General features: G+C 43.1%; 21 protein-coding genes and 1 other annotated feature. Of the genes, 13 read left to right on the plus strand and 8 right to left on the minus strand.

Annotated features, from left to right (window positions below):
- Positions 1–78: 78 nt before the first annotated feature.
- A complete protein-coding gene (locus tag CA600_RS01725) occupies positions 79–897 on the minus strand; it encodes an AraC family transcriptional regulator (RefSeq protein ID WP_094868610.1) in 819 nt (272 codons plus the stop codon).
- Between the two features lie 320 nt (positions 898–1,217).
- On the opposite strand from CA600_RS01725, the gene CA600_RS01730 reads away from it, so the two are divergent.
- The 5 genes from CA600_RS01730 (at position 1,218) to CA600_RS01750 (ending at position 5,530) form a co-directional block, all read left to right on the plus strand.
- The gene (locus CA600_RS01730; protein WP_094868611.1) at positions 1,218–1,991 is read left to right on the plus strand and encodes a sugar phosphate isomerase/epimerase family protein; all 774 of its coding nucleotides are present in this window, start codon (positions 1,218–1,220) and stop codon (positions 1,989–1,991) included.
- Positions 1,984–3,081, plus strand: coding sequence for a Gfo/Idh/MocA family protein (locus CA600_RS01735; protein ID WP_094868612.1), 1,098 nt, complete (start codon positions 1,984–1,986; stop codon positions 3,079–3,081). Before CA600_RS01730 ends, CA600_RS01735 begins: the two co-directional genes overlap by 8 nt.
- A gap of 22 nt (positions 3,082–3,103) precedes the next feature.
- Positions 3,104–4,180 (plus strand): Gfo/Idh/MocA family protein, encoded by a 1,077-nt coding sequence (locus CA600_RS01740; protein WP_094868613.1) that lies wholly within the window; start codon positions 3,104–3,106, stop codon positions 4,178–4,180.
- 26 nt (positions 4,181–4,206) lie between these two features.
- Entirely contained in the window at positions 4,207–5,175 is a 969-nt protein-coding gene (locus tag CA600_RS01745; RefSeq protein WP_094868614.1) for a sugar phosphate isomerase/epimerase family protein, read from the plus strand.
- A gap of 97 nt (positions 5,176–5,272) precedes the next feature.
- Positions 5,273–5,530 carry a DUF2164 domain-containing protein gene (locus CA600_RS01750; protein WP_094868615.1) on the plus strand — a complete coding sequence of 86 codons (258 nt, stop codon included), beginning with the start codon at positions 5,273–5,275 and terminating at the stop codon, positions 5,528–5,530.
- A gap of 23 nt (positions 5,531–5,553) precedes the next feature.
- Here the strand turns inward: CA600_RS01750 and fabV are convergent, their stop codons facing one another.
- Positions 5,554–6,744, minus strand: a complete 1,191-nt coding sequence (gene fabV / locus CA600_RS01755) for an enoyl-ACP reductase FabV (protein WP_094868616.1) — start codon at positions 6,742–6,744, stop codon at positions 5,554–5,556.
- Between the two features lie 129 nt (positions 6,745–6,873).
- Between fabV and CA600_RS01760 the strand changes: the two genes are divergently transcribed.
- The 3 genes from CA600_RS01760 to CA600_RS01770 all read left to right on the plus strand — a co-directional run bounded on the left by CA600_RS01760 (position 6,874) and on the right by CA600_RS01770 (position 11,065).
- A complete protein-coding gene (locus CA600_RS01760; RefSeq protein ID WP_094868617.1) occupies positions 6,874–7,836 on the plus strand; it encodes a phosphotransferase family protein in 963 nt (320 codons plus the stop codon).
- A 507-nt stretch (positions 7,837–8,343) separates the two neighbouring features.
- A complete protein-coding gene (locus CA600_RS01765) occupies positions 8,344–9,411 on the plus strand; it encodes an ABC transporter ATP-binding protein (protein WP_042187548.1) in 1,068 nt (355 codons plus the stop codon).
- Between the two features lie 187 nt (positions 9,412–9,598).
- The gene (locus CA600_RS01770) at positions 9,599–11,065 is read left to right on the plus strand and encodes a glycoside hydrolase family 43 protein (protein WP_094868618.1); all 1,467 of its coding nucleotides are present in this window, start codon (positions 9,599–9,601) and stop codon (positions 11,063–11,065) included.
- A gap of 88 nt (positions 11,066–11,153) precedes the next feature.
- Here the strand turns inward: CA600_RS01770 and fabF are convergent, their stop codons facing one another.
- Complete coding sequence (fabF, locus tag CA600_RS01775) at positions 11,154–12,392, minus strand: beta-ketoacyl-ACP synthase II (RefSeq protein ID WP_094868619.1); 1,239 nt, start codon at positions 12,390–12,392, stop codon at positions 11,154–11,156.
- Between the two features lie 124 nt (positions 12,393–12,516).
- Between fabF and CA600_RS01780 the strand changes: the two genes are divergently transcribed.
- Positions 12,517–13,365 (plus strand): helix-turn-helix transcriptional regulator, encoded by an 849-nt coding sequence (locus CA600_RS01780; protein ID WP_094868620.1) that lies wholly within the window; start codon positions 12,517–12,519, stop codon positions 13,363–13,365.
- 86 nt (positions 13,366–13,451) lie between these two features.
- Here the strand turns inward: CA600_RS01780 and CA600_RS01785 are convergent, their stop codons facing one another.
- Both CA600_RS01785 and CA600_RS01790 read right to left on the minus strand, forming a co-directional pair.
- On the minus strand, positions 13,452–13,739 hold the full coding sequence (locus CA600_RS01785; RefSeq protein ID WP_094868621.1) for a hypothetical protein: 288 nt from the start codon (positions 13,737–13,739) through the stop codon (positions 13,452–13,454).
- A 204-nt stretch (positions 13,740–13,943) separates the two neighbouring features.
- The gene (locus CA600_RS01790; RefSeq protein ID WP_094868622.1) at positions 13,944–15,113 is read right to left on the minus strand and encodes an MFS transporter; all 1,170 of its coding nucleotides are present in this window, start codon (positions 15,111–15,113) and stop codon (positions 13,944–13,946) included.
- 139 nt (positions 15,114–15,252) lie between these two features.
- Between CA600_RS01790 and CA600_RS01795 the strand changes: the two genes are divergently transcribed.
- Positions 15,253–16,017: an exodeoxyribonuclease III gene (locus CA600_RS01795; RefSeq protein WP_094868665.1), complete on the plus strand. Its 765-nt coding sequence runs from the start codon at positions 15,253–15,255 to the stop codon at positions 16,015–16,017.
- 70 nt (positions 16,018–16,087) lie between these two features.
- Here the strand turns inward: CA600_RS01795 and CA600_RS01800 are convergent, their stop codons facing one another.
- Both CA600_RS01800 and CA600_RS01805 read right to left on the minus strand, forming a co-directional pair.
- Positions 16,088–17,530 (minus strand): serine hydrolase domain-containing protein, encoded by a 1,443-nt coding sequence (locus tag CA600_RS01800; protein WP_094868623.1) that lies wholly within the window; start codon positions 17,528–17,530, stop codon positions 16,088–16,090.
- 87 nt (positions 17,531–17,617) lie between these two features.
- Positions 17,618–18,754 (minus strand): VanZ family protein, encoded by a 1,137-nt coding sequence (locus tag CA600_RS01805; protein WP_094868624.1) that lies wholly within the window; start codon positions 18,752–18,754, stop codon positions 17,618–17,620.
- A 149-nt stretch (positions 18,755–18,903) separates the two neighbouring features.
- Between CA600_RS01805 and CA600_RS01810 the strand changes: the two genes are divergently transcribed.
- Both CA600_RS01810 and CA600_RS01815 read left to right on the plus strand, forming a co-directional pair.
- Positions 18,904–19,251: a hypothetical protein gene (locus CA600_RS01810; protein ID WP_094868625.1), complete on the plus strand. Its 348-nt coding sequence runs from the start codon at positions 18,904–18,906 to the stop codon at positions 19,249–19,251.
- Between the two features lie 166 nt (positions 19,252–19,417).
- Positions 19,418–20,650 carry an aminopeptidase gene (locus tag CA600_RS01815; protein ID WP_094868626.1) on the plus strand — a complete coding sequence of 411 codons (1,233 nt, stop codon included), beginning with the start codon at positions 19,418–19,420 and terminating at the stop codon, positions 20,648–20,650.
- A 97-nt stretch (positions 20,651–20,747) separates the two neighbouring features.
- On the opposite strand, the gene trpS is transcribed toward CA600_RS01815, so the two are convergent.
- Entirely contained in the window at positions 20,748–21,743 is a 996-nt protein-coding gene (trpS, locus tag CA600_RS01820; RefSeq protein WP_094868627.1) for a tryptophan--tRNA ligase, read from the minus strand.
- 102 nt (positions 21,744–21,845) lie between these two features.
- Positions 21,846–22,134: a binding site (T-box leader), on the minus strand.
- Positions 22,135–22,331: 197 nt separating this feature from the next.
- On the opposite strand from trpS, the gene CA600_RS01825 reads away from it, so the two are divergent.
- Positions 22,332–22,757, plus strand: a complete 426-nt coding sequence (locus CA600_RS01825) for a hypothetical protein (protein WP_094868628.1) — start codon at positions 22,332–22,334, stop codon at positions 22,755–22,757.
- Positions 22,758–22,814 lie beyond the last annotated feature (57 nt).

The following is a 22,814-nucleotide window of genomic DNA, read 5'->3' on the forward strand; positions in this document are numbered from 1 at the left end:
TAGAAGCAAGGGCTATCCTAGTAGGAGTTTATCTACTTTAGGGATAGCCCTATTTTCATTGATTCGCCTTATCTCTTGTTATACTTGAGTTCTGCTGTGTACACGGTATTGTCTAGGGGACATGCCGAAACGACTTCGGAATACACGGTGAAAATAAGTATAGTTTGCGAAACCGCAGGTTTCTGCTACTTGCTCCAGCGGCATTGGACTGAAGGTGATTCGTTCTCTTGCCATCTCTAGCCGGACATCATTTACATATTTGATAATACTGGTCCCAAAGGCCTCCTTAAATAAATGAACGGCACGGGAGACGGAAATATCTACATTTGCGGCAACATCCTCCAACAGAAAAGGTAAGGTTGCATGCTCCTCAACATATTGCTTCATTCGGTAAGCTAGATAGCCTTTAGGCGTAATCGCTGGCTGATCTGTAATGAGTCTGTCGATTTCCATACACAGGATTTGCAAATAACAGGCAGATATCGCTGGTGAGAAATCGGAAAGACGTCTGTGCTCAAGAATCAGCTGACGAAATAAGCCGAGGAAATTCTCACTCAGTGGCACACTTAAGAGTGAGGGTCTCTGAGCACGTTCCCACCATTCAACAATCCAAGTGCCTTCACAAAAAATATGATAATCTCCGCTTTCAATCCGCGGCTTACCTACAGGATACTCTTCCTTATCAATAATTAAATAGTAAGGATCATTAGGAGCAAACAGCATGATATCGCCGCTCTCCACTGGTGTCATCACACCGTCGATCATTGCTCGGCTTCGGCCCTCTGTTTGCAGACGAATTAAATAGTTCTGATTTCCATGGCTATGTGACATATGGAAAGGTTTGCGGTGAAAGGAAAATCCAGCGGATAAAACGTGACAGGTAGTAGATTGATTCATATGTCCTCCTTGATGACTAGAAATGATAATCAGATTGTTCATGTTTTAATCATATTATTCATTTTATTATATACGCTTTCATATTACTATGTACCTAAGCAATAAAGAAAGAAATCGACCATCCACGCTATACGGAGTCGATATTAGCTATGCAAACAAGAATGGCAGTTGAAGGAAACTAATGGGAATCAGATTAGTCAATTCTACAACAGCATTATTGTTCAAGTGATTGCTGCTGTTGATCTCTTTGGGGACGAGCAGCAGAAAGAAGTTTAAATGAATTAGTAAGCTAACCCTAAACCCATTGGAGTGATTAGAAAATGCTGAAGATAGGTCTGCAATTGTACACGCTTAGAGAAGAACTGGAACAGGATTTTGAAGGGACACTGCGTAAGGTAGCAGCCCTTGGATATAAAGGCGTAGAGTTTTTCCACTATTTCGGCCGCACCGCAGCAGAAGTTAAACAATTGCTAAATGAGCTTGGACTGGTCGCGCTCGGCGCACATCGTCCATATGACGCATTGTTGAATGATACAGAAGCAGAAATCTCTTACAATCTTGAGATTGGAAATCCATATTTGATTGTTCCTTATTTGTCAGAAGAACAACGCAACTATGAAGAGGTTGCCGCGAATTTGAAGGTTATTGGAGAAAAGTGCAAAGCGGGCGGAGCAGTACTTCTGTATCACAATCATGATTTCGAGTTAACAGATAAATATGGTGATAGTGACCGTACTGCTTTTGATGGATTGTTTGAAGAGGTGCCGGCTGACCTGTTGCAAGTGGAAATGGATACTTGCTGGGTACATCATGCAGGCTATGATCCAGTTGAATATATCAATAAATACGCAGGTCGACTGCCGATCATCCATCTGAAGGATTTGAAGAAAAATGAAGACGGCTCTCCAGAAACTGTAGTACTAGGTGAAGGTGAAGTGAACCTTACTGCAATTTTAAATGCAGCTGTACAGGCGAATGTGGAGTGGGCGGTAGTAGAGCAGGATTTCTGCAGTCGTTCACCATTAGAAAGTGTAGAAGATAGTTTGAAATGGGTAAAAGCATACGCAAATCAAGGAGGAAAAGTTAATGTCTAATAAGTTGAAAATTGCTATTGTAGGTTGCGGTGGTATCGCAAATGGAAAACATATGCCAAGTTTGTCACGTCAGAAGGATGCTGAAATGGTAGCTTTCTGCGATATCGTTGAAGAACGTGCACAGAAAGCCGCTCAGACTTATGGCGCTGAAGGCGCTGCTGTTTATACAGATTACACTGAGCTTTTGAAAGCTGGCGGATTTGATATTGTTCATGTATGTACACCAAATGACAGTCACTCCGTGATTACTATCGCTGCATTGGAAGCAGGTAACCATGTAATGTGCGAGAAACCAATGGCTAAAACCACTGCCCAAGCACAAGAAATGTTGGATGCTGCGAAGCGTACGGGGATGAAGTTGTCTGTCGCTTACCAGAACCGTTATCGTTCGGATAGTGAATACCTTAAAGCACTCTGCGAAAACGGCGAACTAGGTGAAATCTATTATGCAAAAGCAATTGCCCTTCGTCGTCGTGCGGTTCCTACTTGGGGGGTGTTCCTGGATGAAGAAAAGCAAGGCGGCGGCCCACTGATCGATATCGGTACGCATGCACTTGATCTTACTTTATGGATGATGGATAATTATAAACCACGCAGTGTTATGGGCTCGTCTTTCCATAAACTGAGTAACCGAAAGAACGCTGGAAATGCCTTTGGTCCTTGGGATCCTGAGCAATTTAAGGTAGAAGATTCAGCTTTTGGATTTATTACCATGGAAAATGGTGCTACAATTGTACTTGAATCTAGCTGGGCACTAAATGTATCTGAGTATCGAGAAGCTCAGACGCTTCTTGCAGGTACAGAAGGTGGTGCAGATATGAAGGATGGTCTGCGCCTAAACGGTGACCGTGGTGGACGTCTGTATGAGACCAAAGTAGACTTGTCTGCTGGTGGAGTAGCGTTCTTTGATGGAGGACAGGAAAATGAATCTGATCGTGAAGCTCGCTTGTGGCTTGAGGCGGTTAGAGAAGACAAGGAACCTGTAGTTAAACCTGAGCAGGCCCTCGTTGTTACTCAAATCTTGGAAGCTATTTATGAATCTTCACGTACAGGTCGCGCTGTGTATTTTGACGGCACATCAGATAATTAATAGGGAAGTAGGAGTGGAAGTCATGAGCTCAAAGATACATTCCGTAGTCATCGTTGGCTTTGGTGGAATGGGAAGTTATCACGCGAAATTAATTAAGGAGACTAACTCCCTTGAAGTGGTAGGGACATACGACTTGCTTGAAGCACGTCGTGCGGACTCCATTAATGCTGGTTACAAGGTATATGAAAGTTATGAAGAAGTATTAGCAGATCCTGCAGTTGAGATTGTTCTTATTGCGACACCAAACGATGTACACAAAGTAATCGCTGTACGTGCGCTACAAGCTGGCAAACATGTTATTTGTGAGAAGCCGGTCGCTATGTCGAAGGTAGAGCTTCAAGAAATGCTGGCTGCTGCAGATGCAGCAGGACGTGTGTTCATGGTACATCAGAACAGACGGTGGGATGAGGATTTCTTAACGATCAAAAAAATGTATGATCAAGAGACCATTGGTTCATTGTTCCAGCTTGAATCTCGCGTACACGGAGCGAATGGTATTCCAGGAGACTGGCGCCATGTCAAGGCACAAGGTGGAGGAATGCTGCTGGATTGGGGCGTTCATTTATTAGATCAGCTCTTATTTATGATCGATAGCAAAGTCATCAGTGTGAGCAGCAGTCTGAGCTTTATTCTAGGCAATGATGTAGATGATGGCTTTGAAGCCATCCTGCAATTTGAGAATGGAATAAAAGCTATCGTTGAGGTTGGGACAACTAACTTTATTACGCTGCCTAGATGGTATGTGAAGGGTATTGAAGGAACGGGTATTATCGAAGATTGGTCTTTAACTGGACGTTTAGTAACCAGAAACAATGAAGGCGAAAAGATCGAGCCTAAGCCTATCCGTGCAGGTGTCGGATTAACTAAAACGATGGCGCCTCCTTCGGAAGGGGCTACGATTACAGAAGCTTTACCTCAACCTGCGGAGCTAGGTTCTAGCTTCTATGACAATTTCGCAGCCGTAATTGAGGGGACAGCTGAACCCATTGTTAAGAATGCTGAAGTCATGCGTGTTCAGAATTTGATTGAGGCTATTTTTGAATCTGCTGAGAAGAATCAAGTGCTCAAAGACTTCGATATGTATGGTGAAGGTAAGTAAACTATTTGCAAAAGAGGTGACTTACAATGAAACTTGGAGTATTTATGGTCTTGTTTGGGGGTCGCAAGCTGGAGGATGCTCTTGATTATGTAGCGTCCAAAGGTCTAAAGGCGGTAGAGATTGGTACAGGAGGCAATCCTGGTAACAGTCATTGTGATCCTAAGATGCTTCTCGAGAATGAGGCAGCATTGAGAGAATTCAAACATGCTGTGGAATCCCGTGGATTAACGATCAGTGCACTGAGCTGTCACGGTAATCCCCTACACCCACAAAAAGAGCTTGCCCAGAAGGATCATGAGGATTTTGTGAACTCGGTCAAATTGGCGCAGAAGCTAGGTGTTCCAGTCGTTAATACGTTTTCTGGTTGTCCAGGTGATCATGAGGGTGCCAAGTATCCGAACTGGCCGGTAGCTCCATGGCCAAATGATTATCAAGAAATTCTGGATTGGCAATGGGAGAATAAAGTGATCCCTTACTGGACTGAATGGGGAGCCTTTGCCGCAGAGCATGATGTGAAGGTTGGTCTTGAGCTGCACGGCGGATTCTCTGTTCACACACCGGGTACTTTACTGCGTTTGAGAGAAGCTGCGGGTGAGGTAATCGGAGCAAACCTTGATCCGAGCCATATGTGGTGGCAAGGAATTGATCCGGTGCAGGCGATTCATATATTGGGACGCCAAGGCGCAATCCATCATTTTCACGCCAAAGATACAGTTATTGATCCAGTCAATGTTAATATGCATGGCTTAACAGATATGCAATCCTATACCAAAATGCTTGACCGTGCATGGCAGTTCCGTTCGGTTGGTTTTGGACATGATCTTAAGACTTGGGCTGATATTATGAGCGCTCTTCGTTTGGTAGGATACGATTATGTGGTCAGTATTGAGCATGAAGATGGATTGATGTCTGTGGAAGAAGGCTTCTCCAAAGCGGTAAGTAATCTTCAACAAGTATTAATTGAGGAGCCACTAGCAGAAATGTGGTGGGTTTAGATTAAGGGCATAGAATATAAAAAATGACGTGCGTAAGCACGTCATTTTTCCTGTATTAATAATCCGAAATTTAACCCATACAAATTGGAGGACGATCATGCAGCCGATAAAAATACAGAGAGAACACAAACTACAAGTTACATCCAGTATTCAGGATTATTTTGAAACGGAGCTATCTAGCGAAATTGGCCAATTAGCAAGTGAGAATCTTCTTGATTTTATGCTCAAAGAACTCTCACCTCATATTTTTAATCAGGCACTGGCAGATGCCCGTAAAGTGATTGAGCAAAAGATGATTTCCATTGAAGAAGAATTGTATGCACTTGAGCAACCACTAACCTCTGCTAGAAAATAGTTACCAACATAATGTATTGTTGTTTACCGCTGATTGATAAGCGCTACGTCTGGATCAGTCTCAGCTTCATAATCTACACCCTCGGTCTCAAATCCAAATAACTGGAAGAACTCTTGTTTGTAGCTTTCTAGATCTGTCAATTCGTAGATATTGTTTGTCGTGAGTTCTTCCCAGATTTGAGCCACTTGATTCTGTACATCCGGGGACATCTCCCAGTCATCGATTCGGATACGCCCTTCTTCATCCACAGGAGTCCCTTCCATCGCATAAAGACGTTCTGCAAACAACCGATAGGTTTGTTCAATACAACCTTCATGAAGTTCTTTCTCTTTCATGACTTTGTATAGCGCAGAAGTGTATAGGGGGACGACAGGAATTGCTGAGCTAGACTGTGTGACCAGTCCTTTCGTAACTGCTACATAGGCTCGACCGTTTATACTTGATAGTTGAGTGTTAAGAGTGTGTGCTGTTAATTCTAGATGATCTTTTGCACGTCCAATCGTTCCCTTCCGATATACAGACTGGGTGATCTCCGGCCCGATATATGAGAATGCGATGGTGGTAGCATGATCGGCCAAAGCTCCGGCTTGATGAAGTGCTTCCATCCAAAGCTGCCAATCGTCACCACCCATCACTCGAATAGTATCATTGATTTCTTTGTCTGTAGCGGGCTCAATAGAAATTTGACTGACTTCACCCGTATGAAAGTTTACGGTTTTATTCGTGTAGGTATCGCCTATAGGTTTAATTACGGAGTTATAAACTTCACCCGTCACAGGATCTGTTCGACGGGCAGAAGCAACGCTGTAGATGACTAGATCAACTTGTCCCAATTCACTGCGAATCAGCTGTATGGTTCTATCCTTAGTCTCTTTGGAGAAGGCATCACCGGTTACGCTGTAGGATTGAAGTCCAGCTTTCTCTGCAAGTTCCTCAAAGGCTGCTGAATTGTACCATCCAGCAGAGGCTGTACGGGCTCCGTTGCTGCTGCTCTGGCGGTAGACGCCTACTGTACTGGCTCCAGCCCCAAAGGCGGCTGTAATCCGTGAGGCGAGGCCATATCCTGTTGAGGCGCCAATGACAAGCACCTTGCGTGGTCCTTTGATTTCGGGTTGTGTCTGGATATATTCGATTTGCCGCTCTACTTGACGAGCGCAACCTTGCGGATGTGCGGTAGTACAAATAAAGCCGCGTGTTCTAGGTTTAATAATCATGTTAATCGTTTCCTCTCTTTCATGAAAAGCGGGCTAATGAGACTCGTTTGTTCTAATTTTAACAATTTTCAATCAAATGGAGAAGGGTTGTTTATTATTTGATACTTATTTCATTATGGTGGTGAGATCTTGGAGAGCTTTACTAAAACAAAATTAACGACAGAGCAACAGAGTGATTTGGTAGGTGCTACTTTTGGAAGTCATGTGAGCATTCAGCGAAGTACTGAACTGACAGGTGGCTATTTTAACGCAGCATATGACCTTTTATTATCAGATGGAAGAGACATGATTCTTAAGATAGCACCGTCAGCTGAAGCAGACACCCTTAGTTACGAGCATGATATTATGTCTGTAGAGGTTGCGGCGATGCGACTGATGAAGTCAAATGGGACAGTACCTGTGCCAGAGGTATACGCTTATGATAACAGTAAAAAAATGATTTCAAGTGAGTTTTTTTTCATGGAGAAAATAGTTGGCCAGCCTTATAATGAAATTAAGGAAGAGCTAAGTTCGCAGCAGAGAATGAGTATTGAGGAAGAGTTAGGTCGTTATTCCCGTTTAATTAATGAAATTCCTGGGGAGCGTTTCGGATTATTTAGTGCGTCCACACCCGTAAAAGGGACTTCATGGCGGGAAACTTTTAAGCATTTGATAATGAACCTGCTTGAAGATGCACGTCGTTTAAAGGTAGAAATGCCCATTCCGTTAGAATCTGTTGAGGCAGAGATCAAAAGTCGCTTACATGTTATGGACGCAGTCGTTGAGCCTCGTCTAATACATTGGGATTTATGGGATGGCAATGTGTTTGTGCGAGAGGGGCGCATTGTTGCATTGATTGATTGGGAACGGGCACTTTGGGGCGATCCCCTTATGGAATATTATTTTCGCTATATTGAGAATTCAGAGCATTTCTGCAGAGGTTACGGAGATAGTTTCGACAGTCCAAATGAATGTGCCCGTAAAAAACTCTACGACTTATATATCGACTTAATTTACTTCATCGAGTGTTATTCGCGTAAGTACGATAGCCAGGGCCACCTGAAGTGGGCGCATGATAATCTGCTTGAGGGCTGGAAGCGGTTCATGAATTAACATATTTTTGACACAACTACAATATGAAAGATAGGGAGGCTGAGCAACAGTAGGGGAGAATTCTTATATTTGAACGGCTGAGTGTACATATGGATACTGTAAGTTTGCTATAGCCGCTGTCGATACTACGTTTGTTTCATGATCATTTATGCATAATAAGCATTACTTACTGATCACATAACCATGTAACTTTTGCTTTGGTTGTATTATTCGTGTATATTTTGATAGTGGGCTTTAGAATCATGGCAGTATTCCTTCCATACCATTTATTATATTTAGCAGTACCTAGTAGTTCTTCCTTATTCTCTGATTTGCGTATTTTAAAGTGGAACTATCACACCTATTGAGCACGCAATAATTAGATCTAGTACTAAAGTGTGAGGTTCGCCGTATTTTTTTCAGAAAAATCTTGACTAGAACCCTTAAAACTAGATAAAATAATACTTATTGCTTACAACATGCTGAGAATCATTATCATAATTGACGAGGAAATGAGAGGGTGACAAGATGGAGCGCCTTTTAGAGGTAAAAGACTTAGCGATATCATTCAAAACACATGGCGGAGAGGTACAAGCGATCCGTGGTGTTAGCTTCCATGTAGATAAAGGTGAAACTCTAGCGATTGTTGGGGAGTCAGGTTCTGGTAAAAGTGTAACCTCACAAGCGGTTATGAAGCTAGTTCCTACACCACCAGGAGAATATAAACGCGGACAGATTCTGTTCGATGGACAAGATTTGATTGGCAAGACAGAGAAGCAGATGCAGAAAATCCGCGGTAAAGAGATCGGTATGATCTTCCAAGATCCGATGACCTCTCTGAACCCAATGATGAAGGTCGGCAGACAAATTACTGAAGTGCTGCTTAAACATGAGAACATCTCCAAGGCTGATGCGAATAAACGTGGGATTGAGCTTCTCAATCTTGTAGGTATTCCTTCTCCAGAACGTCGCTTCAATCAATATCCACATGAATTCAGTGGTGGTATGCGTCAACGTGTTGTTATTGCAATGGCACTTGCTGCGAACCCTAAACTTCTGATTGCGGATGAGCCGACTACTGCGCTCGACGTAACCATCCAAGCACAAATCCTTGATTTGATGAAGGAATTGCAGAAGAAGATTGATACGGCTATTATTTTTATCACCCATGATCTCGGGGTTGTAGCAAGAATGGCAGATCGTGTAGCTGTAATGTATGCCGGACAAATTGTTGAAATGGGAACAGCGGAAGAGATCTTCTACGATCCAAGACACCCATATACTTGGGGCTTGTTAGCTTCCATGCCAAGTCTAGAGAGCAAAGGTTCTTTGCTAACAGCTATTCCTGGTACGCCTCCAGATTTGATCAAACCGCCTAAGGGCGATGCTTTTGCACTACGTAGCACTTACGCTATGCAAATCGATATGGAGAAAGAGCCTCCAATGTATAAGGTTTCGGATACCCATATGGTGAAGTCTTGGCTAATGCATCCGATGGCTCCTAAGGTGGAACCGCCGGCAGTTGTTAAGAATAGACAACGTGTGCTTAAGAACGCTTATCCAGAGCCGGTTTTGGTACAAGAAGGCGCTAATTAAACAGATTATTCTTCGGAAAATATAAAAGGAAACGTCAGGCCATTTCGATGGCTTGGCGTTTTTTTTGTGCATGAATGTTCACTATTATTTAAATAAACATGAATTAATACGAACTTAATTAAATAAAAGGATTGACTATTGTTCGTTTTCGTTTCAAAATGAAAAGGCATACATAGGGGGTATAACGATGAGAAAAGCAATTATAACTACAATGATCAGTGTTTCATTATTAGCAGTAACCGCGTGCAATGACAAATCAGCCAGTTCCATCGACACAAATAACGCAGCTGACTCTGCGCAGCCAATCTTCAAAAATGTATCTGTACATGATCCGTCGATTATTATGGCAGATAATAAATACTATGTATTCGGTTCTCATTTAGCATCTGCTAAATCAAATGATCTGATGTCTTGGACTCAGCTGTCCTCAGGGGTGGTAGAAGGAAACGTACTCATTCCTAATGTCAAAGAGGAGTTTGCGGAAGCATTAAAATGGGCACAGACGGATACCTTATGGGCACCCGATGTTATCCAATTGGCGGATGGCAAATACTATATGTATTATAATGCTTGTAAAGGGGATTCCCCGTTGTCTGCACTCGGCATAGCTGTGTCGGACAATATTGAGGGACCTTATAAGAATAAGGGCGTCATTCTGAAGTCAGGTATGATGGGTAAGGGTGATGATGGAGAAATATATGATGCCACTCAAAAGCCGAATGTAGTTGATCCGGACGTGTTCTTTGATAAAGAAGGGAAGCTGTGGATGGTCTATGGCTCGTACTCCGGTGGTATTTTTATTATGGAACTAGATGCTAATACAGGCTTCCCGCTACCAGATCAAGGTTATGGCAAAAAGCTCCTGGGTGCGAATCATGCTCGGATAGAAGCTCCATATATGCTATACAGTCCGGAAACGGATTACTACTATCTGTTCCTATCCTACGGTGGTCTGGCTGCAGACGGTGGATATAACATCCGTGTAGCTCGTTCAAAGGCGCCCGATGGACCTTTCGAAGATTCTGAGGGTCAGGATATGATTAATGCACAAGGATCTCCTACGGTATTGTTCGATGATCCGGCATATGCTCCTTACGGAGTGAAGCTAATGGGGAATTTCGAATTCCTAAATACGGATGACGAGCTGCCAGTGAGTGGAGAAGGATATGTATCACCAGGTCATAACTCAGCGTTTTATGATAAAGAGAATGGCAAGTATTATCTGATCTTTCATACACGCTTCCCGAATCGTGGAGAAAAGCATGAGGTAAGAGTTCATCAGATGTTTATGAACAGTGAGGGCTGGCCGGTGGTAGCCCCGCACCGCTATGGCGGAGAGAGCATAGAGAAATACACGAAAGAGCAAATTTCAGGCGAATATAAATATGTAAACCATAACAAAGACATTACGGCTGATATCGTGCAGTCGGAGCGGATCGAATTAACTAAAAGCGGTAAGATCAAAGGAGCGGTAAAGGGGAAATGGAAGCTTATCGATGATCATACTGCGGAGCTTACCATTGACGGTTCTACTTATAATGGGGTATTCCTGAAAGTGTGGAATGAAGCAACAGCTAGTAACGTTATGACGTTTACTGCGGTTTCCAAGGAAGGTATCTCTATCTGGGGGAGCCATGTATCAACGATGGAATAATAGATTTTTTTTGAAATTGGCAGTAGAAACGGGGTTCCACTTAGTCCTGAGAATGACTAATATGGAACCCCGTTTTATGGATGAGTGGTCAATCTTCAAACTTTCGAATCACAATGACAGCATTATGCCCGCCGAAACCAAAGGAGTTAGACATACCTATAGTAAGATCAGATTTTCGCGCAATGTTCGGGACATAATCCAGATCACAGATGGAATCTTTGACCTTCTGATTAAGGGTAGGCGGGATGATTCCTTCTTGAATGCTCTTAATTAGGGCAATGGCTTCTAGGCCACCGGCCGCCCCTAAGGCGTGTCCAGTCATGGACTTATTAGCGGTTACGGGAATCTGGTAGGCCTGATCACCGAATAACTTCTTTATCGCAAGGGTCTCGGAGCGGTCACCTACAACTGTACTTGTGGCATGAGCACTAATTACATCTACCTCTTCGGGCTGGAGATTAGCTTCATTCAGGGCCAGCTTCATCGCTTGATAAGCGCCAATTCCTTCTGGATGGGTGGCGACCATATGATAGGCATCAGAGCTGGCACCATAACCGATAACCTCTCCGTGAATCTTGGCGTTTCTACGCTGCGCATGAGAAAGTGACTCCAGAATAACTATTCCGCCACCTTCACCGATAACAAATCCGTCACGTTCCCCGTCAAAAGGCCGACTCGCCTTAATCGGCTCCTCATTTCGAGTGGATAAGGAGGTGGCATTGCCGAAACTGGCTAAAGAGATTTCGGTAATGGCTGCTTCTGATCCACCAGCAATTACGATGTCGGCACCTCCATAACGGATCAACCGGAAGGCTTCGCCGATTGCCGTATTTCCAATAGAGCAGGCAGTTACTGGAGACATTGTAGGACCCAAGGCTCCTAATTTAATGCTGATCATCGCCGCAGCCATATTGGAGATCATCATGGGAATTAAAGTAGGGCTGACCCGATCTGGTCCACGCCCCTTTAGGACACTCCCTTGCTCCATCAAGGTCTGAATTCCACCAACACCGGATCCTACATAAACTCCGAGACGTTCCTTGTCAATCTTATCAAGCTGTAGACCGGAATGTGTCCAGGCATCTTCAGCGGCTGCGAGGGCGAACTGACTAAATCTATCCATTCTGCGTGCTTCTTTGCGGCCAAATCTGGCCTCCGCATCGAAATCATGCACGATTCCCGCAATCTTTGTCTTAAAGTTAGAGGTATCAAATGAAGTGATTGGGGAAATACCCGACTCACCAGAAACTAGACGATCCCAAAATTTCTCTATTGTATTTCCAAGGGGTGAGATTAGACCCATACCTGTAATAACTACGCGTTCCATAGTGAACCTCCTCAAGAAGTGTATATAGGTATTTTTCCACTTATTTTATCCTATTACAAGTTAGCGTTTATCCTAGTATAATTTGTACTATACTAAAGAATGTAACAGAGAGGAGAGGAAGCGTATGGCTAATCAGACGAGATTGCAGGCATTATCAGATTTCTTAAAAGCACGCCGTGCTGCGATCTCACCCGGCTCTGTTGGACTGCCAGAAGGCACTCGCAGGAGAACACCTGGACTTCGCAGAGAAGAAGTTGCACAGCTAGCAGGGGTAAGCAGCACCTGGTATACGTGGCTAGAACAGGGCAGGGATATTAAAGTATCTTCGTCTGTTCTGGACTGTATTGCAACTGCCTTAAAGTTAACTAGTGATGAGCGGAAGTATCTTTTTGCACTAGCACTAGAGACTGGAACAGGGAATGGTCTATTTCAGCAAGAGGAATCCTCAATAATTAGTCCTTCTTTGCAGAAAATTTTACAGGAGCTTAAGACTTGTCCTACGATTATTTCAGACCGACGTTGCGGGATTGTAGGTTGGAATGAGGCTGCAGCACATGTGTTTCTAGATTTCTCCAAACTGCCCATCGAGGAGAGAAATATGATTCGTTTGCTATTTGTTCGCAAGGAATTCAGACGTTTAGCCGTAAATTGGGAACAATTCGTAAGTGGATATCTATCCATCTTTAGAGCGTATTACGGACAATATGTAGAGGATCGTTGGTACGATGAATTTATCGAGGAATTAAAGGGACTGCATCCAGCGTTTAATGAAATATGGGAACAAAGTCGTGTTAGCTCTGCTCCAGATGTGCTATTGGAATTCAGACATGCCAAAGCAGGGAAAATGTTATTTCATTTAACCTCACTACAGGTTCAAGGCAGTACAGATTTACGTTGTAGTATTTATACGCCTGCCGCAGATTCAAATACTGAAATCAAACTGAAGCAGCTTATGGAGCAACATAAAGAATGAATGACTTAGGTAGAAGTTCATAGAAAAGCATCTCTAGCTGAACTATCAGCTAGAGATGCTTTAGAGAGCATTGTGAAATGAATCTATTAGAAATCTGATGTTGAGATTTCAATAAATCCAAATGTAGTACCTGCAGCAGTGCTTAAGAGTGCTGCAACCAACAGTGCATGAACTTGCAGTGTAAGACTATTGAATGCTGGAATCGTGTAAGTGATAACTGGAGCATTCACACGGGTTAATACTAGTTGTACCGGATGGTCCGAAATATTGTTTACTGTAACTGCAGCATTAATACCACCTGCAAGGTTTTCATAATATGATTTGCCAATGACAGGTTCTAAAACAAACAATTGAAGCGGTAATACGATGGCCATAGTAACGACCTCCTTTTCTTTTGATAGGATATACTATGCGATAAATCTATTGATGGGAGAGCGAATGACACGGGGAATTAGCACTTTTTGATAGGGGACAAGGAGATTGATTTCACGGACACTACGATACTTATTCATAGAAAACGGGCATGTCCGGTAGCCGTCTACAAGGCTATGGGACATACCCGTTTAATTGTTGAAAGATTAATGAGTGGCTATATTCTTTTTATTGGTGTGTTTACTACCATAGATTCTGTACAATATCAATCCGAACAGCATACCGATAAATGACATCACGGAAATTGTTAAGTAGAGGACCTTACCGCCAAAGGCTTCATATAATGCTCCACCAGCATAAGAAGCGAGAATACCTGATACACCGAAGAACAGTAGCGCCAAAACAGTTTGACCCGTAGCGCGCCATTCCACAGGCACAATACTATATAGATACTGAATAGCTGCGGAGTAGAATACCGGGAAGGTTAGGATTTGTAGAATCTGTAGATAGGCTAATAAATGCGGATCAGAAATCCAGGCCGAAATAAAGAACCGAAGAAAATAAAAGGCTCCAGAAATCGAAATGATGATTAGCTCTTTTCCTTTGCGAAGCCACCAAAAGCTTAAGGCAAACACAATAATTTCACTCATTGCGGCGATAAAGAACGATTGACCAACTAATTCAGGACTGCCTCCAAGCTCGCGAATATATACCCCAAGGAAGGTATCGTTCATTCGTGCGGGAACGGAGCTAATAAAGATGAGTACGAGGAATAGCAGTGTTTCTTTGTTACTAAGAAAATGCTTCAGGCTATCTAGTGTGACCGGTTTACCGGTCACCGGAGCATCTGGCATGAACCAGCTGACCACAAAGCTTGTAAGACTAATCGCGACGAACAGCAAGGCCATCCCTTGTGAACCGAAATAACTCATCACATAACCTGTGAGTAGGGCCATAACACCGTACCCCAACGCTCCGTATGTACGTATTGAACCATAGCTAATTCCAGCTGCTTCAGAGATACGGAAATTTAGGCTCTCAGCTAGCGGATCGATAGGCATTAAGAAGAAATAGAGCAGCATCGCAAAAAGAATAAGTCGCACGTAGCTGCTTGAATCGAATAAAAAGTATCCGGTCACCGCAGAACATAACAACAGAATTAACAGCACTTTGCGGATCGTTCTTGTTTTGTCACTGATCATCCCCCATAAGGGTTGAGCAATAATAGTAACAAACCCTCCAGTACCAATAATGAATCCAATTTGCGCCGGATTAAGACCTTGCTCACCTAGATAGACTGGCAGAAAAGGAATGAACATAGCCAGCAACGCAAAATACAAAAAGTTAAACCCTCGTAATAGTGTTGGTGCATTCATAAGTTTCTTTACCTCACGTATTAAATAATATTTAGATAGAGTCAATTTTGTTATTGTATCATGGATGTTGAATGATTAGGATATAAAACTATGATAAACTGAGAATAATTATAGCAAAATGCAAGGAGAAAAGCCGATGATAAAGCTGGTATCATGGAATGTTAATGGCCTTCGGGCATGTGTTAAAAAAGGGTTTAATGACTATTTCAAAGAAGTAGATGCTGATATCTTCTGTGTTCAAGAGACTAAGCTTCAAGAAGGGCAAATTACACTGGAGCATGGTGAAGAATACGAACAATACTGGAATTACGCAGTGAAAAAGGGATATTCCGGTACGGCAATATTCACCAAAATCAAGCCAATCTCTGCGAGATATGGGATGGAAGAAGATGAAGAAGAAGAAGGGCGGATCATTACATTAGAGTTCGAACATTTCTATATGGTCAATGTCTATACACCTAATGCCAAACGAGATCTGTCCCGATTGGAGTATAGAATGGAATGGGAGGACCGTTTCCGTAATTATCTCTTAGAGCTGGACAAGCATAAACCAGTTGTTGTCTGTGGAGACCTAAACGTTGCCCATGAAGATATTGATATCAAGAATGCAAAGGCTAACCGTGGGAACTCCGGTTTTACGGATGAAGAGAGAGGGAAAATGAGCACACTGTTAGAGTCGGGCTTCATAGATACATTCAGATATCTTCACCCGGAGCTGGAGGGAGTGTATTCATGGTGGTCTTATATGCCGAAGGTGAGAGAGCGGAATGTGGGCTGGCGAATTGATTATTTCTTAGCTTCTTCCAGACTTGCACCTAATGTAATGGATGCTCAAATTGATTGTCAGATCATGGGTAGTGATCATTGCCCAGTCATGTTGAAGCTAGCTGATTTTTCGGAATAAAAAAAGTGATATAAGGCCGCTAAGTTCCTGCACAGGACAAAGCGGCCTTTCTTTTATTAACTAACTATACCTATTGTATTCTTCCGATGATATCATCGAATTCAAGCGGTCCCATATTCACATTAATCCGCTGCTTTAGGATTAACATGTTCTCTAGAATATTAATATCAAGTGTAATCAAGAAAGGCATTTCAACAAATAGCAAGGACAACTGAAGCTGATCTTCTGCAGACCAAGTAAAGCTGGACATAATCCGGTTCATGAAAGGCTCCAGGATGAGTGCAAAGCTTTCGAGCCATTGTCCTCGGCCTACTCGAATGACATTCTTTTCACCAAGCTTAGTGATTAAAGTAACTTCAGCTTCATCATTGTTGAAGGAAATAGAGATAGTAGCTAGTGAAAATTGGTTATCCTCGAGTGTGTAGGTTATACCATTAATTTGATCTTCTAGAGAAGATGACTGCTGCAATTGTGGAGGGTCTATTGATAAGTTTTTTAATTGGTCTGCCAAATTACTTACTAATACTTGGTCCTCCGGAAGAGGGGCATCCTTCATGTTGGGTAGTAAATGCTCCCACACTGTATCCAAAATGCCCTGGATACTTTGGGTGGCGGCAGTAATCGCAATTACCGCATCCTGATCAGGAAGAACAACGCAGAGTTGTCCGAATGCGCCATCGGCGCGGTAGGCTCTGTGTTGGCATCTCCAGAATTGATAACCATATCCGAGCGCCCAGTCATGATCGCCTTCGCCATTGGAAATGTGTTTGGAAGTTGCCTCATTAATCCATTGTTCAGGCAGGATTCGTTGATTATTCCAGATCCCTTTTTGTAAGTAAAGCTGACCGAATTTAGCGATATCCTCTGTGGTAATGCTTAAGCCAAATCCCCCCGTGTTAATTCCACGTGGACAAGACTGCCAAGTTGCTCCGTGAATACCGAGCGGAGCGAACAGACGCGGTTTTAGATATTCTAGCAGTGTTTGGCCAGTAACTCGTTGAAGGATCGCGGACAGCATGTAAGTGGCGCCGGTATTATATAGAAAATGTGTACCTGGTTGTTTCTCCACTGGGACTGAGAAGAAAGCTTTAACCCAATTCCCGTCTGCACTTTTATGAAGTGTGTCCATAGTATCCACGACATGCCCGGTACCCATCATCAATAGATGTCTGATTGTCATGTTGGATAGATTGTCAGTGATAGTCGCAGGAGCCTCTTCAGGGAAGAAGGAGATGACTGCATCGTCAAGCGTAATTAGCTTTTCTGTAACCGCAAACCCGATTGCAGTTGAGGTGAAGCTTTTGCTAAGGGAAAATAGCATATGTGGTAGATCGGACTTATAAGGAGACCACCAGCCTTCAGAGACCACATACCCATGCCGTAGAAGCATGAAGCTATGCAGACCTAAGCTTTGCGTCTCGACTGCATCAATAAAGCTGGATATTGCGGCTGAGGAAATGCCCTGCTCTTCTGGAAGACTTCTAGATAACTGTAAGCTACTTGTAGTTTCCATTCATTCATCTCCTGAATTTTGAGAATTCTTACCTTCCTATTCTATAACAAATCCCGTTGTATAAATACTATATAAATGGGAGGATTTTCAATCCTCTATAGAGCTGCTGTTTGAGGCATCGGTATGCAATTTTTTCTCAGGCCATGAAATAACATGCGAGGTTCGGCTTAATTTCTCATAGATTAGCTGGTCATCTTTTTTGAATACCTTAATGATTAAATGAGTAAAGAAAACTAAATCGACCAGTAGAACAAAGAGATAAGCGACCGTTCTCAATGGTGAAGATAGAAGCCCCGTCACATCAGAATCGATAACAATAGCATGAAGTCCAAGTATTACCCAATATAGCAGACCATATCGGATCATAAGCGCCCAGAAAGAAGCCCGATGACCTCTGTTCGTCACCCGAATACGTACAATCCATTTGCCTAAGGTCCGCCCACCAGTGAAAACTGGAATCAGGATGAAATAAATCCCTGTTACAATCCAGAAAGCACTTTTTATATCGAATCCATAAAGTACACCAAACCCAATGATCCACACCATACTATCGATGAAAAAGGCAATACCTCTGCGGGTATAGGAGACTCTTTTGGCGGAACGATCGATATTCGTATCCAGTTGTTCTATACGTGGCAGTAACCCGTTTATCCAGATCGCAATTCGGAATCCAAAGATTCCTCCCAGCGTGTTGGTAATAAGATCATCAACATCAAATAGACGGTAGGGATGATCAAAAAAGCCGTAGATGCCTGTAACCTGAGTGACCTCAAAAGATAACGAAAGTATGAAAGACAAGAGAATACACATTCCCCAGCGCGTTCGAAAATAGTAGCCCAGAAACAATCCAAACGGCACGGTCAAAGCGATGTTAAATATCACCTGTAAAAAAGCAGGCTCACGCAGTAACGACCAATACGTTGAAATCTGATCAGGTATGATCTTAGAACCATCAATAATATCTTGTATGAATTGAAGAGGGACGAGCTGCATCATACTTCCCAAAGGTGCCATATTATGTCTTGAGGAAGGCATCGGAAGCAAAACGAGAAAATAAGCGTTCATCAGATAGAGCAGCAATAAGTATAAGATTAAAGCTCTAAGCTTATGGATGTAGCCGTGTCTACGGTATTGGACGATTAAAAATGGGAGTGTGAAGATCAATGCCGCTATAGGAAACAACATAAAGGCATAAGAAATGGGGAAAAAGTAAGAATGAAACATAAGTCACCTGCCGAATCATTGTTTTTGTGGAATAATGTAGTCTGCTGCAAACTAGCTTTCCCGGCTCATTATAAAATTTTATGATAGGGAACTCAACTTATTTATTTAGCGCTTTCGGCATACATATGTCTATAGAGGAGCGTGAAGTGATGGAGAAAAAGGTGCAGCAGTATTATCGCCTAAAGCAAAAGCACAAGGAAATCGAAAAAGAACTGGCAGAGCTTCGGCAGGATATTCTAAGCTATTGCAGTGAGCAGGGGGCCACCGAGACTGAAATCGGAAGCTACAAAGTGAAGCTTGTGATGCAAAATCGCAAAGAATATGATGATCTCAAGCTATATGAAACCTTATCAGACCCTGAAGTGTGGCGTATGCTCTCCAAATCAGATCCCGCGAAGGTAGCAAGTTTGACCAAGCTTAACGTAATCTCTGAGGACAAGATTAGGCATACCTATTCTTTAAAGACCGTAACGTTGCTGCAAGTGGATAAAAAATAAGGATTTACGTGAGCGGTTCCTTTCATGGGGGCCGCTTTATTATATCGAATCGCAACTCTAAGCATTTTGCGTTAAAATAAGAAGTGAAGCTGACCGTCTGCTGTTAAGGAGCTCCGGTGCTTTGGTGCGACAGTAAAGCAACCATAGAGATGGAGGAAGAGAATTCATGAAAGATTTTGATGTCATGTTAGAGAAATATGCGAACCTGGTTGTAAAAGTAGGGGTAAATGTACAGCCTGGACAAGTTTTGATGGTGCATGCACCTATTGAAACGGCAGAGCTTACTCGCTTGATTGTAGGTAAAGCCTATGAAGCAGGTGCAAAATATGTAATTGTTGATTGGGAAGATGAAGCGACTACACGTATTCGTTACGAAAAAGCTCCAGAAGATTCCTTTGATTACTATCCACAGTGGCAAGCAGAAATGATGGAGAAGTTTGCGGAAGAGAACGGCGCCATCTTACATATTAAAGTACCAGATCCGGAATTGTTCAATGGCATTGATTCTTCCAAAGTGTCAAGAGCAGTTAAAGCGGCAGCGGTTGCTCGTAAGAACTACTCTAAATACACTCGTAATAGCAAAATTAGCTGGTCTCTCGTTAAGGCTCCAACGCGCGCTTGGGCGAACAAGGTGTTCGCCGATCTCCCTGAGGAAGATCGAGTGGAAGCGATGTGGGAAGCGGTATTCCAGATGAATCGTGTAGGAAGCGAGGATCCGGTTGCCGCATGGAGAGAACATATCGGTCAATTGAAAGAAAGTCAGGATAGAATGAACGCTAAGCGTTATAAAAGCCTGCATTACCGCGCTCCGGGTACGGATCTGCATGTGGAGCTTCCGGAAGGACATCTATGGCGTGGAGGCGGCGGAGAGAATGATAAAGGCGTGTATTTCGTGGCTAATATGCCAACGGAAGAGATCTATTCCATGCCGCATCGTACAGGTGTGAATGGTACAGTTAGAAGTACACTTCCTTTGAATCTGAACGGACGTCTGGTAGAAGGACTTTCATTCACTTTTAAAGATGGAAAAGTAGTAGCATATGAAGCTGAATCCGGACGTGAGCATCTGACTTCGCTGCTGGCAACGGATGAAGGCGCATCCTATCTAGGAGAAGTGGCTTTAGTGCAGCATGATTCTCCCATCTCGCGCTTAAATAGGATTTTCTACAATACAGGGATTGATGAGAATGCCTCCTGCCATTTTGCATTGGGAAGTGCTTATCCTGTCAATATTGAAGGCGGCACAAAGCTTACGAATGAAGAGCTTGTCGCAAGAGGCGCTAATGTCAGCTTAACGCATGTCGATTTCATGATTGGTTCTGCTGAGCTGGATATTGATGGAGAATTGGCGGATGGTACGATTGAGCCGGTATTCCGTAAAGGGAATTGGGTGCTGTAAGAGGAAATCCATATTAGATAATATTTTCTTATAAATACAGCCGGCGCTCTCTTCAATAGAGAGTCCGGCGTTTTTTTATTGCCCTTAGAGATCAGTTTTACTTTGAAAAATAATTAAGGCCCATAGCCCCGCGTACTTCAGACATCGTTTCTTGAGCGATGTCGCGGGCACGCTTAGTTCCGGATAATAAGATATCCTCAACAACCTTGGGTCTGGCAGCATAATAGGAGCGCCGCTCACGCATTGGTTCAATTAGCTGGTCTAGAGCTGCCGTGATAAGCTGCTTACAGGCAGAACAGCTTATACTGCCACTTTCGCAGCTATCGTGAATTTCTGGGGCGCCATGTGAACGAACAGCACGATGATAAGCATAAATGGGACAAATATCTGGATGCCCAGGATCATTTTTATGAACACGGGCTGGATCGGTTATGGCTTTACGGATCTTGAAGGTGATCTCTTCTTTTGTAGAGTCCAGCTCGATAGCATTGCCTAGGCTTTTACTCATTTTAGCGTTGCCGTCTGTTCCTACTAGTCTTGGCGTCCCGCTGATGAGCGCTCTAGGCTCCACAAGGATGGGGCTGTACAGCTCGTTGAATCTACGTACGATTTTGCGGGTCAACTCCAGATGGGGAAGCTGGTCTTCTCCTACAGGAATAATCGTTGCTTTACAAAAGGTTATATCCGCAGCCTGGCTAACTGGATAACCAAGAAAACCGTAGTACAGTTCATCTAAGCTGGAATTTTTCGATTCGGCTTTAATCGTGGGATTATGCCTTAACGAATTCACAGTAACAAACATGGAGAATAGGACGGTCAGCTCAGCGATCTCAGGAACCATAGATTGAATAAATAGGGTTGCTTTATCTGGATTAATACCCGCTGATAAATAGTCCAGTGTGATTTCATTCAAATTTTGAGCAAGGTGTTGAGGCCGATCAAAGTGAGTCGTTAGGGCTTGAATATCTGCTAGAAACACAAAAGTGTCATATTGCTCCTGTAGAGTTACTCGGTTCTGTAAGCTGCCCACGTAATGGCCAAGGTGCAGCTTTCCAGTCACTCGATCTCCAGTTAATACACGTTCTTTTATCATTTAAATTCCTCCTGTTTTGTCGCTTCTGATTAACATTGAATCGCCACCACCAGCCATCATCCATGGCCATCACCTCCTTAAAATGACAAAAAAACCTCATCCAATAAGGACGAAGTTGTCGTGGTACCACCTTAATTGATCGTGTTACCATACGTTTCGTTGGCTTTACGATCTTCTCTTACCTGTACGAAAGAGGGTTAAAGATAATCTCGGATACAGGTCCCTTGATAACGGCGGGAACCCCGGCTTCTCCTACAGCATCCAAGCAAGATGGTTCGGAAGAGCAACTCTAAAGGCCATTCGATCAAGCGCTGGACACCGGTTCGCAGCAACCACCGGCTCTCTGAAGTCCATGTTCGGTTGTCTACTTACCCTTTGTCAGCGTTGTTCATGATATTTGGGTAATTGTAATTCTGATGAGTGAGTTTGTCAATAGGTGGAAATTAGAGGGTGATATTCGAAGGAACCAGGTTTTATAATCTAGTAAAGGTATAACTTAAATGTTTATAATCATCAGGAATTAAGTCCAATCTATCATTGCGGATTCACAATATACTAATCTATAACCTTGAAATGGAGTGATGAACAATGGCGACAATTATAAGTTATGGGTCACAGGCAAAAATCCCGTTAGACCCGTTTACTACTGCTATAACGGTTGCTGGGATTCCTGGAGCTGGAGCGGGTCTAGCCACCACGCAAGTAAATATTAGTCCGGCTAATCCGGCCTCTTTCTCCAGCAGAGTCGAGTTAAATGGTAGTTTTAGTCTTACTGCACTTGCTGATAGCCAATTTCTTGTTTTAATCCGACGTGCTGGAGTCGATATTTATAGCTCCTTTTTTCGTTTTACTACAACTACTGATATTCAATTAAATGTTCAGTGGGTTGATGGTCCTTATATTGGAATCCACAACTATGAACTGGTAATTCAGAATGATAGCGACTTGCCTATAAATATATTTGGACCCATATCATTTACAGCAACTGCTATTGGTGGAGATGGCGTAATATAATCATCAAAAAACCCCAACCATTATGGATGGGGTTTATTAAGAGTGAACTTAAGGTTC

This window comes from Paenibacillus sp. VTT E-133280 (assembly GCF_002264385.1).
Classification (GTDB): Bacteria; Bacillota; Bacilli; order Paenibacillales; family Paenibacillaceae; genus Paenibacillus_AQ; species Paenibacillus_AQ nitricinens.

Excerpts from the sequence above, each read along its gene's own strand:
- CA600_RS01725 (WP_094868610.1), bottom strand. The coding sequence starts at position 897 with ATGAATCAATCTACTACCTGTCACGTTTTATCCGCTGGATTTTCCTTT.
- CA600_RS01730 (WP_094868611.1), top strand. The coding sequence starts at position 1,218 with ATGCTGAAGATAGGTCTGCAATTGTACACGCTTAGAGAAGAACTGGAA.
- CA600_RS01735 (WP_094868612.1), top strand. The coding sequence starts at position 1,984 with ATGTCTAATAAGTTGAAAATTGCTATTGTAGGTTGCGGTGGTATCGCA.
- CA600_RS01740 (WP_094868613.1), top strand. The coding sequence starts at position 3,104 with ATGAGCTCAAAGATACATTCCGTAGTCATCGTTGGCTTTGGTGGAATG.
- CA600_RS01745 (WP_094868614.1), top strand. The coding sequence starts at position 4,207 with ATGAAACTTGGAGTATTTATGGTCTTGTTTGGGGGTCGCAAGCTGGAG.
- CA600_RS01750 (WP_094868615.1), top strand. The coding sequence starts at position 5,273 with ATGCAGCCGATAAAAATACAGAGAGAACACAAACTACAAGTTACATCC.
- fabV (WP_094868616.1), bottom strand. The coding sequence starts at position 6,744 with ATGATTATTAAACCTAGAACACGCGGCTTTATTTGTACTACCGCACAT.
- CA600_RS01765 (WP_042187548.1), top strand. The coding sequence starts at position 8,344 with ATGGAGCGCCTTTTAGAGGTAAAAGACTTAGCGATATCATTCAAAACA.
- CA600_RS01770 (WP_094868618.1), top strand. The coding sequence starts at position 9,599 with ATGAGAAAAGCAATTATAACTACAATGATCAGTGTTTCATTATTAGCA.
- fabF (WP_094868619.1), bottom strand. The coding sequence starts at position 12,392 with ATGGAACGCGTAGTTATTACAGGTATGGGTCTAATCTCACCCCTTGGA.
- CA600_RS01780 (WP_094868620.1), top strand. The coding sequence starts at position 12,517 with ATGGCTAATCAGACGAGATTGCAGGCATTATCAGATTTCTTAAAAGCA.
- CA600_RS01785 (WP_094868621.1), bottom strand. The coding sequence starts at position 13,739 with ATGGCCATCGTATTACCGCTTCAATTGTTTGTTTTAGAACCTGTCATT.
- CA600_RS01790 (WP_094868622.1), bottom strand. The coding sequence starts at position 15,113 with ATGAATGCACCAACACTATTACGAGGGTTTAACTTTTTGTATTTTGCG.
- CA600_RS01800 (WP_094868623.1), bottom strand. The coding sequence starts at position 17,530 with ATGGAAACTACAAGTAGCTTACAGTTATCTAGAAGTCTTCCAGAAGAG.
- CA600_RS01805 (WP_094868624.1), bottom strand. The coding sequence starts at position 18,754 with ATGTTTCATTCTTACTTTTTCCCCATTTCTTATGCCTTTATGTTGTTT.
- CA600_RS01810 (WP_094868625.1), top strand. The coding sequence starts at position 18,904 with ATGGAGAAAAAGGTGCAGCAGTATTATCGCCTAAAGCAAAAGCACAAG.
- CA600_RS01815 (WP_094868626.1), top strand. The coding sequence starts at position 19,418 with ATGAAAGATTTTGATGTCATGTTAGAGAAATATGCGAACCTGGTTGTA.
- trpS (WP_094868627.1), bottom strand. The coding sequence starts at position 21,743 with ATGATAAAAGAACGTGTATTAACTGGAGATCGAGTGACTGGAAAGCTG.
- CA600_RS01825 (WP_094868628.1), top strand. The coding sequence starts at position 22,332 with ATGGCGACAATTATAAGTTATGGGTCACAGGCAAAAATCCCGTTAGAC.